The following is a 14,019-nucleotide window of genomic DNA, read 5'->3' on the forward strand; positions in this document are numbered from 1 at the left end:
TGAAATCACTGTGCCGTCTCGCCCAGGTCGAGTTCGTCCAGCCCGATCAGGTCATGGCCCATCCGGTCCCGCTTGGTGCGCAGGTACCGCAGGTTCTCGGCATTGGCGCGCAACGGCATCGGCACCCGATCGGTGATCTTGAGCCCGTAGCCGTCCAGTCCGACCCGCTTGGCCGGATTATTGGTGAGCAGGCGCATGGACCGGATGCCGAGATCCACCAGAATCTGCGCACCGGTGCCGTAGTCGCGGGCGTCGGCGGGCAGACCGAGCTCGAGATTCGCATCGACGGTGTCGTGGCCGGAATCCTGCAGCTGGTAGGCCTGCAACTTGTGCATCAGCCCGATGCCGCGGCCCTCGTGCCCGCGCATGTAGAGCACCACACCGCGACCCTCTTGCGCCACCATCTCCAGCGCGGCGTCGAGCTGCGGACCACAGTCACAGCGCAGCGAGCCGAAGACATCGCCGGTCAGGCATTCGGAGTGCACCCGGACCAGCACATCGTCGCCGTCTTCGATATCGCCGCGGACCAGGGCGACATGTTCGACATCGTCGTAGATGCTCTGATAGCCGACGGCCATGAATTCGCCGTGCGCCGTGGGGATTCTGGCCTCGGCGACCCGGATGACCTGCTTCTCGTGCTTGCGCCGCCAGGCGATCATTTCGGCGATGGAGATCAGGGCGAGGTTGTGCTCGTCGGCGAAGACGCGCAGTTCCTCGGTGCGGGCCATATGGCCCTCGTCCTTCTGGCTGACGATCTCGCAGATGACACCCGCGGGATGTAGTCCGGCCATCCTGGCCAGATCGACCGCGGCCTCGGTGTGACCGGGGCGGCGCAGCACACCACCGTCCTTGGCGCGCAACGGAACCACGTGACCGGGCCGGGTCAGATCGTCGGCCTTCGCATTCGGGTCGGCGAGCAGTCGCATGGTGGTCGCGCGGTCAGCGCCGGAGATACCGGTGGTGACGCCCTCCCTGGCATCGACCGAGACGGTGTAGGCGGTGCCGTGCTTGTCCTGGTTCTGCGCGTACATCGGCGGCAGGCCGAGGCGGTCGCAGTCCTCACCCGTGAGTGGCACGCAGATGTAACCGGAGGTGTAGCGAATCATGAAGGCAACCAGCTCGGGGGTCGCCTTTTCCGCCGCGAAGATGAGGTCGCCCTCGTTCTCGCGGTCCTCGTCGTCGACGACGACGACCGCCTTACCGGCAGCGATATCGGCGACTGCGCGCTCGATAGTGTCGAACCTGGTCACGTCTGTTGTGCTCCATCTCGAAATAGGTGCCTCACATACACTAGTCGACTGGCCATAAGCCGACTTTGAGCCGCCCGACCAGCCACCACGGAGCGAGTCTGACGATTGACCCGTTCGTGGCCCATCTCGCGTCCGAGTCGAAGGCTCGGCCATCGAACTCAGCCGAGCGGTCGATGCGCCGCAGGCGCGGCGATCACACAGAGCCGCGTTGCTGCAGGCGCTCTACGTACTTGGCGATCACGTCGACTTCGAGATTCACCGTGGTACCGACGACGGCGGTGCCGAGGTTCGTCATGGACAGGGTGGTCGGGATCAGGGAGACCTCGAACCAGTCGCGGTTGCCGTCGGCGGCGGGCGCGTCGGCGATGCCGAGGCCCGAGACGGTCAGCGAGATACCGTCGACGGTGATCGAACCCTTCTCCACTACATATCGGGCGATCGCGTCCGGCAGCGAGATCCGCACGACCTCCCAGTTCTGCGAGGGGGTGCGCGCGAGCACGGTGCCGGTGCCGTCGACATGTCCCTGCACCAGGTGACCGCCCAGCCTGCTGTTCAATGCGGCCGCGCGTTCGAGATTGACCCGCGAACCCGCGCCGAGCCCGCCGATGCTGGAGCGGTTCAACGTCTCCTGCATCACGTCGACGGTGAACGAATCGCCGTCGACCACGTCGACCACGGTCAGGCATACGCCATTGACGGCGATCGAATCGCCGTGCCCGGCATCGGAGGTCACCAGCTTGCCCCGGATCGTCAAACGAGCGGCGTCGGCCAGCTCCTCGGTGGCGACGATCTCGCCGAGTTCCTCGACAATGCCTGTGAACATGCCTTGACTCCCTGTCGCGTCGTTTCTACGGTTGCCGAACAGTCGGGATCCGGCGACTATTCCCGTCGGCACACCGGTCCCAGCTCAGCGTAACGACGCCGGGTCGTAGACGACAGCGCGGTTCCGACCAGCGGCTGGTCGAAACCGCGGCTCGGCAACTCGCGCTGTAAGCAGACCGCAGGGCGCCCCGGCGGACACTGAACCAACGTCAATTATTCTTTGAAGCGAAATAGTGTACGGCCGTGCGGAAAATATTGCCGTTTACTCGCCGGCAATAATTGTTCATTCCTATTTCCAAAACTGCGCGGGGCGATTTCACCCGTCGCGCATAGTGTCGAACACGACGTTGTACCCACTGGACACGCACTTACACCGAAACCTTGCGCGGGCGAAAAAATGGCCGCAAGATTGTTACGCAGCTGATTCCTTTCGTTCAACTTCGACCCGAGCAGTTCAGTGCGGAACGGTTCACCCCGGGCCGTGACCGGTCCGGCGAGTTCGACCAGGAAATCCACCACTCGAGGAAGCCAGGGAACAGCACCGTGGGTCAAATCAAGTTCGACACCAATGGGGGTGTTGCGTGACCACTCTTGTCGATTCGACGCTGGAAGTTCGCTGTGTGCAGTACCGGCGCGAATTTCATATGCCAGCATCGATCGACCCGACGTCACGCCGCATCCTGCTCCGGATCGGTACCCATTACGGCGCCATCACCATGCCCGCCGATCTCGGCGAACAGGTGCAGCGGCAGCTGACGCAGGCGCAGATCGCCGCGCCGGTGGTCCACCACCCCAGGGCACGACGCTGGACCTTCATCACCGGCCCGACCCGGCCCGACACCCTCAGCCCGGCCATCTCCGCAGAGCTGTTCCGGCTCTACGCGACCGTCGCCTGCACCGGCAGCCAGGTCGTGCTCCCGTCACCCGATGACGAGCGCACCGGCTATCGCACCTGGATCCAGCCGCCGGAGAACGCGACAACCCTGCCACCACTCAGCGCGGTGATCGAGGCGACGCGTGCGCTCGGCACCCGGAAAGCGCCCTCCCGCTAGAAGATTCGGCCCGTTCGAGTTTTCAGACCGCGCGCAGTGCCGCGGCCTGTTGCCGCAGCTTTTCCACGGTCGCCCCCGGATCGTCGGTGTTGTAGACCGCGGATCCGGCGACGAAACAATCGATACCCGCCTCCGCAGCCGCCTCGATCGTATCGGCGTTGATGCCGCCGTCGATCTCCACGATCAAACGCAGTTCACCGGCGTCCACCAGCCGACGCACGATACGTGCCTTCTCCAGCACGTGCGAAATGAACGACTGCCCGCCGAAGCCGGGTTCCACGCTCATCACCAGCAGCGTGTCGAAATCGCGCAGGATTTCCAGATACGGCTCGATCGGCGTATTCGGCTTCACCGAAAGGCCCGCCTTGGCACCGGCCGCGCGAATATCGCGGGCCACCGCGATCGGATCGTCGGTCGCCTCGGCGTGGAAAGTGACGTTGTACGCTCCCGCCTCCGCATAAGGCGGAGCCCAGCGGCCCGGATCATCGATCATCAGGTGGCAGTCGAGCGGAATGTCGGTGGCTTTCAACAGACTTTCGACCACCGGAAGTCCGAGAGTGAGATTCGGCACGAAGTGTGCGTCCATCACATCGACGTGCAACCAGTCGGCGCCATGCACTGCTTTCGCCTCGTCAGCGAGGTGGGCGAAGTCGGCGGACAGGATAGACGGGGCGATCATCGGCGTGGTCGGGCGGGTAAACGTCGAAGGGGACACATCGCGGGAGCTTACCGGTACCTAGGGTTGCTCCGGCCGTGAGTGGGTAGCCTGCATAAGGTGATCAACATTTCGGCGGAACAGGGGCTCTACAGCACCCCGGTGGAGATTCGGGTGGCGGCGTCGGTGACGCAGCTGCCGATCGTGCGCGGGCTTGCCGAAACACTGGTGCTGCTCAGCGATTTCACCCTGGACGAGGTGGCCGATATTCGGCTGGCCGTCGACGAGGTGTGCTCGACGCTGATCGCGGTCGCGGCGCCGGAAACCAGCTTGCACTGCCGGTTCACCGTCGGCGACACCGAACTACTCGTTCGAGTCACCGGGGTCGCCGCCACCGAGGGACTGCCGGATCAGCGCAGCTTCGGTTGGCATGTGCTGCGCACTCTCACCGATGACGTGCAAGCGACACAGGATCCGCACGACGCGGCCGTTTCCGGATATCCGACGACGGTGGAGTTCCGTCGGGTCCGGGGGAAAGCGTAGTGGCGGACGAGAACACCGTGTCCGATGCCGAGAAGGACGATGACGTCGAACCAGTGCTGACCGACGAGGCCGCTGAGGAAGTCGAAACCCTCCAGGCGTCGGGCGCGGGCTACGACGATGTCGGTGGGCTGTTCGAGCGACTCGCCGCCGCCAAACCGGGCACGGCACGGCATAACGCGCTGCGCGCCGAGCTGATCAGCCGCTGCATCCCGCTCGCCGATCACATCGCCCGCAAATTCAGCGGTCGCGGTGAGCCGTTCGACGACCTCACCCAGGTGGCGCGGGTCGGATTGGTGCACGCGGTCGACCGTTTCGATATTTCGCGCGGCTCGAACTTCCTGTCCTTCGCGGTGCCGACCATTATGGGCGAAGTGCGTCGCTACTTCCGCGACAACACCTGGGCCATGCGGGTGCCGAGACGGGTGAAGGAAACGCATCTGCGTATCGGCTCCGCCATCGACTCGCTTTCGCAATCCTTGGGCCGCTCCCCGACTGCGAAAGAGATCGCCGCCGAACTCGATGTGGATCCCGACGAGGTGACCCAGGCCGTTATCGCGGGCAACGCCTACCAGCCGAGTTCGATCGACGCCGCTTCCCTCGGTCGCGACACCGAGGCATCGCTGCTGGACACGCTGGGCGAGGAGGAATCCCAATTCGACCGGGTGGAGGAGTATGTCGCGATCCGTCCGCTACTCGACGGACTCCCTGAGCGCGAACGCCGCATCCTCACCATGCGCTTCTTCGAGTCGATGACCCAGACCCAGATCGCCCAGCGCATGGGTATCTCGCAGATGCACGTCTCGCGTATCCTCGCGAAAACCCTTGCCCGCCTGCGCGAGCAGTCGGCCCGCGACTGAAATGCTCGGTTCGCCGCACCGAGCAGCAGCTTCCGCACCCGTCGGAGCCGGTGACCAGCGAACTAGCGCGCCCGCTGTTTTCGCAGGCGCGCCGGTGCCGACAGCCACCATGCGGCATCGAGCATCTCGCGCAGTTGATCGGGCTCGATCCGGTCGAGATCGATGAGGACGTAGGGAGATCCGTTGTAGTGCGGGGTGGTGTAGAAGGCCGGATCGTCCGAAGCCACCAGGGCTTGCTTCTCCGCCATCTCGCACAGCAGCACCAGCCCGCCCTCGGCCTCCGACCGCAGCCGCGCGAACCCCTTACCGCCCACCTTCAGCGCGGGGCTGCGCCACCACGTCGATTCCACCACCTCGGGAAGTTCGGTCGCCAAGGCCACCACCTGCTCCCACGTCATCGCCATGCGGTCAGTGTGGGCCGTCGACCCGCCGACGTCTTGGACGAATGTCGCCTCGGATTGCGGGTGCACTGCCGAACGGTTCGCGCAATTCCTTGCGAGCAACTGCTCGACACTCCGGCAGGCGGAGGTGCGGGCCGCGTGACGCCGGGTGCCACCACCCGGGAACCCGGCGGGGAATCACCCGGCCCTACCCAGCCTCGCACCATGCCGGGACCAGCGCCTTCGACCCGCTCACACAGGGCCGCCATGCAACCGGGAGGGTGGAAACACCCAACACCACCCGGTCTCGAGCAACGCCGGAACCAGCGCCTTCGACCCGCTCACACAGGGCCGCCATGCAACCGCAGGATGGAAACGCCCAACACCACCCGGTGTCGGGCAATCCCGGGAACCAGCGCCTTTCGACCCGCTCACGCAAGGCCGCCATGCAACCGGGAGGGTAGAAACACCCAACACCACCCGGTCTCGAGCAACGCCAGGGCCGGTGCTATCCGACCGGTTTGTGCAGGGCCGCGAGGAACATGGCGTCGGTGCCGTGACGATTCGGCCAGAGTTGCGCGCCCGGGCCATCGCCGATATCGGTGACGCCGGGGAGCAGTTCGCGGGTGTCGAGTTGGATGGCGCCGGTGCGACGGACGGCGTCCGCGACTACCGCGACGGTCTCCGGGAGGTGGGGCGAGCAGGTCGAGTAGAGGACTACGCCGCCGGGGCGCAGGAGATCCCATGCGGCGGCGAGGAGTTCGCGCTGCAGGACGACCAGTTCGGCGACATCGGCTGGTGTGCGGCGCCAGCGGGCTTCCGGACGGCGGCGCAACGCGCCGAGGCCGGTACAGGGGGCATCGACCAGGATGCGGTCGTAGCCGGGAGTGAGTCCGCTGGCGCGGCCGTCGGTGACGTGGACGTCGACGGGAAGGTCGTGTACCGCCTTGCGGACGAGTTCGGCGCGATGTTCGGCCGGTTCCACCGCGTCGACGCGGTGACCGTCGATCGCGGCGATCGCGCCGAGCAGGGCTGCTTTACCACCGGGCCCGGCGCACAGATCGAGCCAGCGGCCGTTATCCGGACCGTCCAGTTCCGCACGAGTAAGGGCGAGCGCGACGAGTTGACTGCCCTCGTCCTGCACGGCCGCCATGCCTTCGCGGACGGGTTCCAGCTTTCCGGGATCGCCGCCACCATCGAGGTAGACCGCGTACGGCGACCATTTGCCCTCTTCGCCACCGGTCACCAAGGCCAATTCCTCGGCGGTGATATCGCCGGGACGGGCGACCAGATGCACGATCGGACGCGCGTCATCGGCTTCGAGCACATCCCGCAATTCCCCGGCCCGTGCGCCGAGCGCGTCCGCGAACGCCTGCGCGATCCATACCGGGTGCGCGAACTCGAAGGCCAACCGCCCCACCGGATCTCGCGGCGCGAGTTCGGCCACCCACTCGTCGGCGGACTTCTCTCCGGCCCGCCGCAGCACGGCATTCACGAAGCCCGCCTTACCCGCCCCGAATTCCGCGCGCGCCAATGCCACCGAGGTATCCACCGCCGCGTGCGCCCCGATCCGGGTGCGCAGCAACTGATACACCCCCAGCCGCAACACATCCAGCAGCGGCCCATCGATCTCCTCGACCGACCGCCCCGCCCCCGCGGCGATCACCGCATCGAGCAATCCGAGTGAACGGCAAGCGCCGTAGGTCAATTCGGTCGCCAACGCCGCATCCCGTCCCGAGATCCGCCGCTCCCGGAGCAATCCGGGCAATACGAGATTCGCGTAAGCCTCCCGCTCCCGCACCGCCCGCAGCACATCCCGCGCGACCAGCCGTACCGGATCCCCGGACCCAGCGGAATCCTTGTGTCGCCCATGGCCTTTCGAAGAGTCGCTACGCCCGCCCACGGGCCGACTCGAGCCACCTGCGCCGGACCTGCCGCGCCCGCCTGCCGATGCGGCTGAGCCCCCAGCGCCCGCGCGATTCGAGCCGGGCTCATCACCACTCGCGGCTCGCTTGCCCTGCCGACCCTCGTTCCGGCCCGATGGACCGGCTTTCGCCGCGTCCGAACGGTTCCCACGCCGCTGTTCGCTCGACGCCGCACCGCCCTTTCCCTTCGAACGATCACTCCGGCCAGCCGGGGCGGCCGCATTCCCCCACCGCGCATCGCTCGACGGCGCCCCCGTGTCTTCCCGACCCGATGACGCGGATCTCGATGTGTCCGAACGGCTCCGCCCACCATTCGCGGGCTCCGCACCCTTCGCGCGGCGATCCCGCCAACTCGACGAGCCACCGGAATATCCAGTTCCCGAGCGATTTTCGCGCCGATCATCGACGGACTGCCTCGCGTCCTCGGTCTGTGGACTGCCGCCACGGTCCACGGACCGTCGCGGCGCGCCACCGCGCCCGGCCGGACTTCCCGGCCCGCTGTCCACGCGACCGCCTCGATCGGCCCGCGCGGTGTCGCCGTTCCACCCGGTGCGGGCCGCGCCCTTGCCCTGCGTCGAGGGCGGCCTCTTGCGCTGCGAACCGCCCCCCGATGATGCGGATTTACCCTGTTCGTTCATGTTCCGCCGCTCTGGTCGGGTCCGTGGCGCATCGCCGCGGCTCTGGTCGGTGCGCCACGGTCGTGCCTCGTCATCGCGCTCGCGCGTGACGTCCCGGTGCGCCGGATTGTTCCCGGCACGCGCGCTATGCCGCGCGCCGGTATCGTCGTGGTCCTGGTTCCACCGTGCGGATTGCGAATTCTTCTGCTGTGCGCCCTTTTTCGCCGAGGTAGCGCGCGCGAGCCAACCCGAGTCGACGGATGTGGACTTTCCACGGCCCGACTCGACACCGGCGCGGCCGAATGGTCCCGCGGTACGAGGGCGGCGCTCAGGCGTTGTCATACGACCACCATGCCGGGCTGCAGGCGGGCGCCGCGGGCCCAGTCGAGGGCGGCCATCATGCGCTTACCTTGCGGCTGAACCTGATCGAGGCGGACCGCGGTGGTGGCGGTGCCGACGAAAACTCCGGATTTGCGGACCTCGATCGTCCGTTCCGGCAGTACTTCCTCGACCATCTCGACGGGGCCGAGCTTGAGGCGAGTGCCGTTGACCTCGGTCCATGCACCGGGTGCCGGAGTGACCGCGCGGATGCGGCGGTTGATCGCCAGTGCGGGCTGGTCCCAGCGGATATGCCCGGCCTCGACCGCCACCTTGGGCGCGTAGGAAACGCCGTCAGGGGACTGCGCCACCGCGTGCAGCGTCCCGTCTTCCACGCCGTCGAGAGTTTTCTCCAGTAGTACCGCCCCGGTGTCGGCGAGCCGGTCGAGCAGTGCGCCCGCCGTATCGGTCACCGCGATCTTCTCGGTGACCACGCCGAAGACCGGCCCGGTGTCCAAACCCGCCTCGATCTGGAAGGTGGACGCGCCGGTGATCTCGTCACCCGCATCGATCGCCGCCTGCACCGGCGCGGCGCCGCGCCACGCGGGCAGCAGCGAGAAGTGCAGGTTGATCCAGCCGAAGCGCGGAATGTCGAGCACGGGCTGCGGCAGCAGCGCACCGTAGGCCACCACCGGACAGCAGTCGGGCGCCAATTCGGTGAGCTGTTCGATGAATTCGGGTTCGGCGGGACGCCGGGGCATCAGGACCGGAATACCGTGCTCATCGGCGAGTTGCCCGACCGGCGACCGTTGCACCTTGCGTCCGCGCCCGGCGATCGCATCGGGCCGAGTCAGCACGGCAACCACCTCATGCCGCTCCGACTCGATGAAGCGCTGCAGCGACGGCACCGCGGGATCCGGTGTGCCCGCGAAAACGATGCGCATCAGCGACCCCGTCCGAACGGTCCGGCCTGGCTGGACCCGAACGCACGCGAACTGCGCACCGTGATCCCCGCACTGAACCAATCGGATTCGCGAACGGTGCGCATCGCCTCTTTGCGTTGCGCGGGATCGAGCCGATCGATGAACAGCACACCGTCCAAATGATCGGTCTCGTGCTGAACGCAGCGGGCCAGCAGCCCCTCGGCGGCAAATTCGACCGGCTTACCGTCCACGTCGACACCGGCGGCCCGCACCCGCAGCGCGCGCCGCGTGTCGTAACGCACCCCGGGAATCGACAGGCAGCCCTCGGGCCCGACCTGCTCCTCCGCACCGACCACTTCATAGGTCGGATTGATCAGATGTCCCCTGGCGTCCTCGGTGTCGTAGACGAAAACCCGCAAACCAATGCCGATCTGCGGCGCCGCCATCCCGACTCCGCCGTCGTCGTGCATGGTGTCGGTCAGATCGGTGACCAGTTGCCGCAGCTCACGATCGAATTCGGTGATCTCCGCCGCACGCGAACGCAGAATGGGATCGCCGAAGAGGCGAACGGGCTGAATGGTCACGGCGGCGACTCCCGAGAAACGATGAATACGGTCGATTCATTCTAGAGAGCGACGCCGTTCACACGGATCTCCCCGACCGATGGGGGAAAAGCTGGTAGAACTCCAGTGCGGTCCGGGCGGGGTGTCGATCCCTCCGCCCGGCCGCCCGGAGCGACCCGGTCAGCGACTTGGAGCCGGAGTTCAGCTGCGATGACACGCGATCACACTCGTCGGTCGGCGTGAATCCAGTACTCGTCGCGCAGTTCACGGCGAAGGACCTTGCCAACGGATGATCGTGGTAGGGGGCAGATCTTCACCGACTTCGGAGTCTTGACCGCGCCGAGCCTGCTCTGCAGAAGGTCAGCAGTGTCCTGTTGACCCAGCCAGGTGAATCCTTTCGGGCCCCCGGCGTCTCTTGATACGCGTGGACAACCATTCAGACCGAAGGACATCGATCCCCGAATCGGGTCGGCATGCCGATGATCCAGCGGCACCCAGCGCATCACAGCCGCGATTCCGGTCCATCGCGCAACCTCGAGGAGCCCACATGACCGCTCTCGACCCGCCGCAACCAGCAGCCCCGGCGACGCCCGACAGCGGGCCGTTGCCCCGCCCTCGCCGGCCCGTCTCGCGACGCCGGACGCCTGCCCTGGCCGTCACCGCAGCACTGGCCACCAGCATGCTGTTGATCGCACCCAGCGCCGCTAACGCCGACACCACGGCCCCTCAGCTCGCCCCCACCAGCGACATCGCGTCTGACGGCTTCGACCAGTCACCGTCGTTGACAGCACCCACCCACATCGTCACCGTCGCGGGGCTGCCGGTGGCGTACCGCAGCTTCGGACACGGACCAACCCTGCTATTGACCCCGTGCCTCGGATTCACCATGGACGACTGGGACCCGGCATTACTCGACCGCCTGGCCACGACCAACCGCGTCGTCATTTTCGACGCCGACGGCGTGGGACGGACCCCGGCCAGCTCCTCGGCCATCTTGACTGTCGCACAACTCTCCGATCAGACCGCTGGCTTGATCCAGGCCCTCCATCTGAACCGGCCCACCGTCGTGGGTTACTCCCTTGGAGGATTCGTCGCGCAACGCTTGGTCGTAGATCGCCCCGATGACGTTGGCGCCCTGATCCTGATGGGTACCGGCCCCGGCGGATCACAGCAGGTGCTGCCCGATCTGCCGGATCTGATCGCCGGCGGGCCAGCGTTCGACCCACTCGCGCCTGCCGACCAGGTCATTCCGCTGTACTTCAGCGACCACCCCGACGACCTGGCTGCATGGCGTCAACGAACAGCTCTGCGCCCCAACAGGGTCGAAGAAAACCTGACCGGCCTCAACCGTCAACGCGCCGCAATGACCGACTGGCTCATCAACCCCACCGCCAACGTCGTCAGCAGCCTGCCCACCCTGCGGCTGCCCATCCTCATCCTGGGCGCCGAAAACGACGAACAAGAACCCGCTGCCAACTCCACCCTGCTTCATCACTACATCAACGGTTCGCAATTGCGGATCTACCCCGGGCTCGGTCACGCGTTCCCCTTCGAAGCACCAGCGCTTGTTGCTGAAGACATCGCCCGGTTCACTCGGTAGCAGCCCCAACAGTGGCGGCACCAGCACCCTGTCAGAGGGCGTCTGAGACTTGGTAGCCGACCGGCGTGTGATAGCTGGTGTGCGCAGGGATGCGGAACCGGCCACCGTGGCGATGGGCGGATGCGTTTCGGCGGGCACGGCCCGGATATCCGGTTGTCGGATCACGGCGTGGTCGTCAATCGCCATATGTAACTCGTCGGTCGCCGACACGGAACCGGCGAGTCGATTCGTCCGCCCCATGATCCGACCTCGCGGTCGGCCGATCCTGCCGCCTTGCTTCCCGCCCGGCCATCGGTGGCCGGTTCCGATCCCACCATGCCCGGGTCGCCATCGTCGTCGACAGAGCCGAGATACCCTCTATCCCGGGGACGTTGGTCGCCAAATGTACTTCCACGCTATGAATCGCACGCTCCAGTTGGCTATGCGACCTTGTCGACGAGGCGGATGCCGGAGACCAAGGCGGGCTCGATCTCGATGACGGTGTCCATGATCCCGTCGGCCCAGGAGTGAAGTAAGCGCTCGTAGCGGGCGATGCGAGTCGGGTCGGTGATGGTGCGGGCGAGGCCGGTCACCACGACCGACCAACCGGTGCGCAGGTGCGGGTCGATCTCGTCGGCCTGGTAGGCGACCACCACACCGGAGTTGGCATGCACAGCCGAGGTGAGCCTGGAGGCGAGGCGGGTGCGCACGATGACGAGGCCGTCCTCCTCGACTATGTGATTGACCGGTCGGATCGCCGGTAATGCGTTGCGGCTGAAGACCACTCGACCGACCGGGACGGTTGCGAGCAGTTCCAACGCCGTCGCGCGATCGAGTTCGACAACCGCGCGCCCTGGGCAGTCGTTCGCCAGCTCGGTCATGATCGACCGTTCTGCGTCACGGGCAGCACGAGCGCCAGCGCACCGTCGTAGCGGCGATACAGCAATCGCCCCCGCCCACTGCGAGGATCGGTGAAGAACAGGAACGGCAGGCCGTATCGGCACAGCCGGGCCGCGGCCTCGGCTTCGGTCAGCAGCGGCGTGGCATGCGGATTCATGGTCAGCGACAGTCCGGAGGGCAATTCGGGTAGCTGCCGCCGATGCTGGCGCGCCAACCGGACCCCGAGCGGGCCCGCCCAGTAGACCGCGGCGTCCTCGCCGGTCTCCGCGTCGGTGTACAGGTACGCGTAGTAGTCCATCGCATCCATCGCGCGTACCGCATCGGCCGGTGTTCCGGTCAGCAATGCGCAGTGCTTGCGGCGCACGATCGGCTGCTCCTCGGTGCCCACCGCCAACGGCGGGCGGGCCGGATCGGGCCAGTGCCTCGGCAGATCGTCGGAGGTCAGTCGCGCCAGCTGCCGGTCGAGCCGGTCGGCGAGGAAGGCCACGACGAAGCCGCTGGGGCCCGGAACCTGTACTCGCACAGCGGTATCCCGGAATACCACATTGGCCTGTGCCAGCATCGGGCCGTCCGCGCACGGCGCTGTGGTGAGCCGCACCCGCGCCGGTGCACCGATATGGTGGCAGCGCAGCACCCGGTCGATCGCCCGCATCGCACGGGCACCCTGGACGGGGTCCACGGCGCCCTGGGTGGTGCACACCTCTTCCATAGCAGTCCTGGTCGACGATAACTCGGATGTACTCACGCGAAATCCCTTCTCAGCCGATAGCGCACGCAACGCTGGCAGTTTGGTCGGGGCCCGTGGATGCCGAACAGGGCCGAAAGGCCCATGAATCGGGGACGTCGACTCCGTCACACCACCTGCCCCTTGTTGGTGTGCCGGTCGTAGAGATGTGGGTGCGACCAGCCCGAGATCGGCGTCGTAACGCCGATACAGCAGCCGTCCGCGACGGCTCACGGGATCGACGAAGAACAAATACGGCATACCATCACCGCAGAGCAGGTCGACGGCCACAGGCTCCGACAACTCCGGAGCGGGCGGCGGTTGCCCCCGGTCCGACGGTGTGCCCCTTCGCGAACGGACACATCCGATCCCCGTGCGGTCGCGGTAGACGATCGCATCGGCACCGATCTCGGCATCGGTGAACAGATGCGCGTCATAGTCCATCGCGTCCATGACCGCCACCGCCGCATCCGGCATGCCGACCAGCAATGTGCAATTCTTGCGACGCGTGATCTCGCCCCGGCCGGGGCCCGCCAACGGCCGCCGAGTCGGATCCGGTTCCAGCGGCAACCGCGGATTCGTTGTCAACCGTTTGATCAGCCGCTCCAGCCGCAGCACGACCGGCAACACCACCCCGGCACCGGGCGTAATCATCTGCACCCGCGCCGCAATGTCGTCCACCCGCAGATTCACCTGCACCAACTGCGGCCCGTTCGCACAATTCGCGCCGACAACCCGAATCCGCGCGCCGCCCTCGACCCCGTAGCGGGCGAGCAGTCGACCGACCGCGCCGGCCACGCGCTCGAGTTCCAACTCCGCGATCCGTCCGCGCGGGAACACGACAATGTCGGGGAAAGCCGAGTTCGACCACCGCCCGGACGGACTCATGACGACCTCGCTCTTCGATCGTG

Annotated in this window: 13 protein-coding genes; 4 read left to right on the plus strand and 9 right to left on the minus strand. The window is 66.7% G+C overall.

Annotated elements, in window-relative coordinates; genetic code table 11:
* Positions 1-5 precede the first annotated feature (5 nt).
* Both ACQP1G_RS28100 and ACQP1G_RS28105 read right to left on the minus strand, forming a co-directional pair.
* Positions 6-1,250: a bifunctional 3,4-dihydroxy-2-butanone-4-phosphate synthase/GTP cyclohydrolase II gene (locus ACQP1G_RS28100; RefSeq protein ID WP_433192564.1), complete on the minus strand. Its 1,245-nt coding sequence runs from the start codon at positions 1,248-1,250 to the stop codon at positions 6-8.
* A gap of 193 nt (positions 1,251-1,443) precedes the next feature.
* Positions 1,444-2,073, minus strand: a complete 630-nt coding sequence (locus ACQP1G_RS28105) for a riboflavin synthase (RefSeq protein WP_433192565.1) — start codon at positions 2,071-2,073, stop codon at positions 1,444-1,446.
* Between the two features lie 580 nt (positions 2,074-2,653).
* Between ACQP1G_RS28105 and ACQP1G_RS28110 the strand changes: the two genes are divergently transcribed.
* Positions 2,654-3,124, plus strand: coding sequence for a hypothetical protein (locus tag ACQP1G_RS28110; protein ID WP_433192566.1), 471 nt, complete (start codon positions 2,654-2,656; stop codon positions 3,122-3,124).
* A gap of 22 nt (positions 3,125-3,146) precedes the next feature.
* On the opposite strand, the gene rpe is transcribed toward ACQP1G_RS28110, so the two are convergent.
* Positions 3,147-3,803, minus strand: a complete 657-nt coding sequence (gene rpe / locus ACQP1G_RS28115; RefSeq protein ID WP_433208866.1) for a ribulose-phosphate 3-epimerase — start codon at positions 3,801-3,803, stop codon at positions 3,147-3,149.
* 96 nt (positions 3,804-3,899) lie between these two features.
* Between rpe and ACQP1G_RS28120 the strand changes: the two genes are divergently transcribed.
* Both ACQP1G_RS28120 and ACQP1G_RS28125 read left to right on the plus strand, forming a co-directional pair.
* Positions 3,900-4,322: an ATP-binding protein gene (locus ACQP1G_RS28120; RefSeq protein WP_433192567.1), complete on the plus strand. Its 423-nt coding sequence runs from the start codon at positions 3,900-3,902 to the stop codon at positions 4,320-4,322.
* A gap of 53 nt (positions 4,323-4,375) precedes the next feature.
* A complete protein-coding gene (locus ACQP1G_RS28125; protein WP_433208869.1) occupies positions 4,376-5,179 on the plus strand; it encodes a SigB/SigF/SigG family RNA polymerase sigma factor in 804 nt (267 codons plus the stop codon).
* Positions 5,180-5,241: 62 nt separating this feature from the next.
* Here ACQP1G_RS28125 and ACQP1G_RS28130 read toward each other — a convergent pair whose 3' ends face one another.
* The 4 genes from ACQP1G_RS28130 to def form a co-directional block, all read right to left on the minus strand.
* Entirely contained in the window at positions 5,242-5,583 is a 342-nt protein-coding gene (locus ACQP1G_RS28130) for an MmcQ/YjbR family DNA-binding protein (protein WP_433192568.1), read from the minus strand.
* A gap of 484 nt (positions 5,584-6,067) precedes the next feature.
* The gene (locus ACQP1G_RS28135) at positions 6,068-7,462 is read right to left on the minus strand and encodes an RsmB/NOP family class I SAM-dependent RNA methyltransferase (RefSeq protein ID WP_433192569.1); all 1,395 of its coding nucleotides are present in this window, start codon (positions 7,460-7,462) and stop codon (positions 6,068-6,070) included.
* A gap of 977 nt (positions 7,463-8,439) precedes the next feature.
* A complete protein-coding gene (fmt, locus tag ACQP1G_RS28140) occupies positions 8,440-9,363 on the minus strand; it encodes a methionyl-tRNA formyltransferase (protein ID WP_433192570.1) in 924 nt (307 codons plus the stop codon).
* Positions 9,363-9,926: a peptide deformylase gene (gene def, locus ACQP1G_RS28145; RefSeq protein ID WP_433192571.1), complete on the minus strand. Its 564-nt coding sequence runs from the start codon at positions 9,924-9,926 to the stop codon at positions 9,363-9,365. The genes fmt and def overlap by 1 nt, the downstream gene beginning before the upstream one ends.
* Before the next feature lie 526 nt (positions 9,927-10,452).
* Between def and ACQP1G_RS28150 the strand changes: the two genes are divergently transcribed.
* The gene (locus tag ACQP1G_RS28150; RefSeq protein ID WP_433192572.1) at positions 10,453-11,505 is read left to right on the plus strand and encodes an alpha/beta fold hydrolase; all 1,053 of its coding nucleotides are present in this window, start codon (positions 10,453-10,455) and stop codon (positions 11,503-11,505) included.
* A gap of 419 nt (positions 11,506-11,924) precedes the next feature.
* Here ACQP1G_RS28150 and ACQP1G_RS28155 read toward each other — a convergent pair whose 3' ends face one another.
* Entirely contained in the window at positions 11,925-12,365 is a 441-nt protein-coding gene (locus ACQP1G_RS28155; protein WP_433192573.1) for a pyridoxamine 5'-phosphate oxidase family protein, read from the minus strand.
* A complete protein-coding gene (locus ACQP1G_RS28160) occupies positions 12,362-13,996 on the minus strand; it encodes a sigma 54 modulation/S30EA ribosomal C-terminal domain-containing protein (RefSeq protein WP_433192574.1) in 1,635 nt (544 codons plus the stop codon). The genes ACQP1G_RS28155 and ACQP1G_RS28160 overlap by 4 nt, the downstream gene beginning before the upstream one ends.
* Between the last annotated feature and the right edge of the window lie 23 nt (positions 13,997-14,019).

Source organism: Nocardia sp. CA-107356 (assembly GCF_050946365.1).
In the GTDB taxonomy this organism is placed as follows: Bacteria; Actinomycetota; Actinomycetes; order Mycobacteriales; family Mycobacteriaceae; genus Nocardia.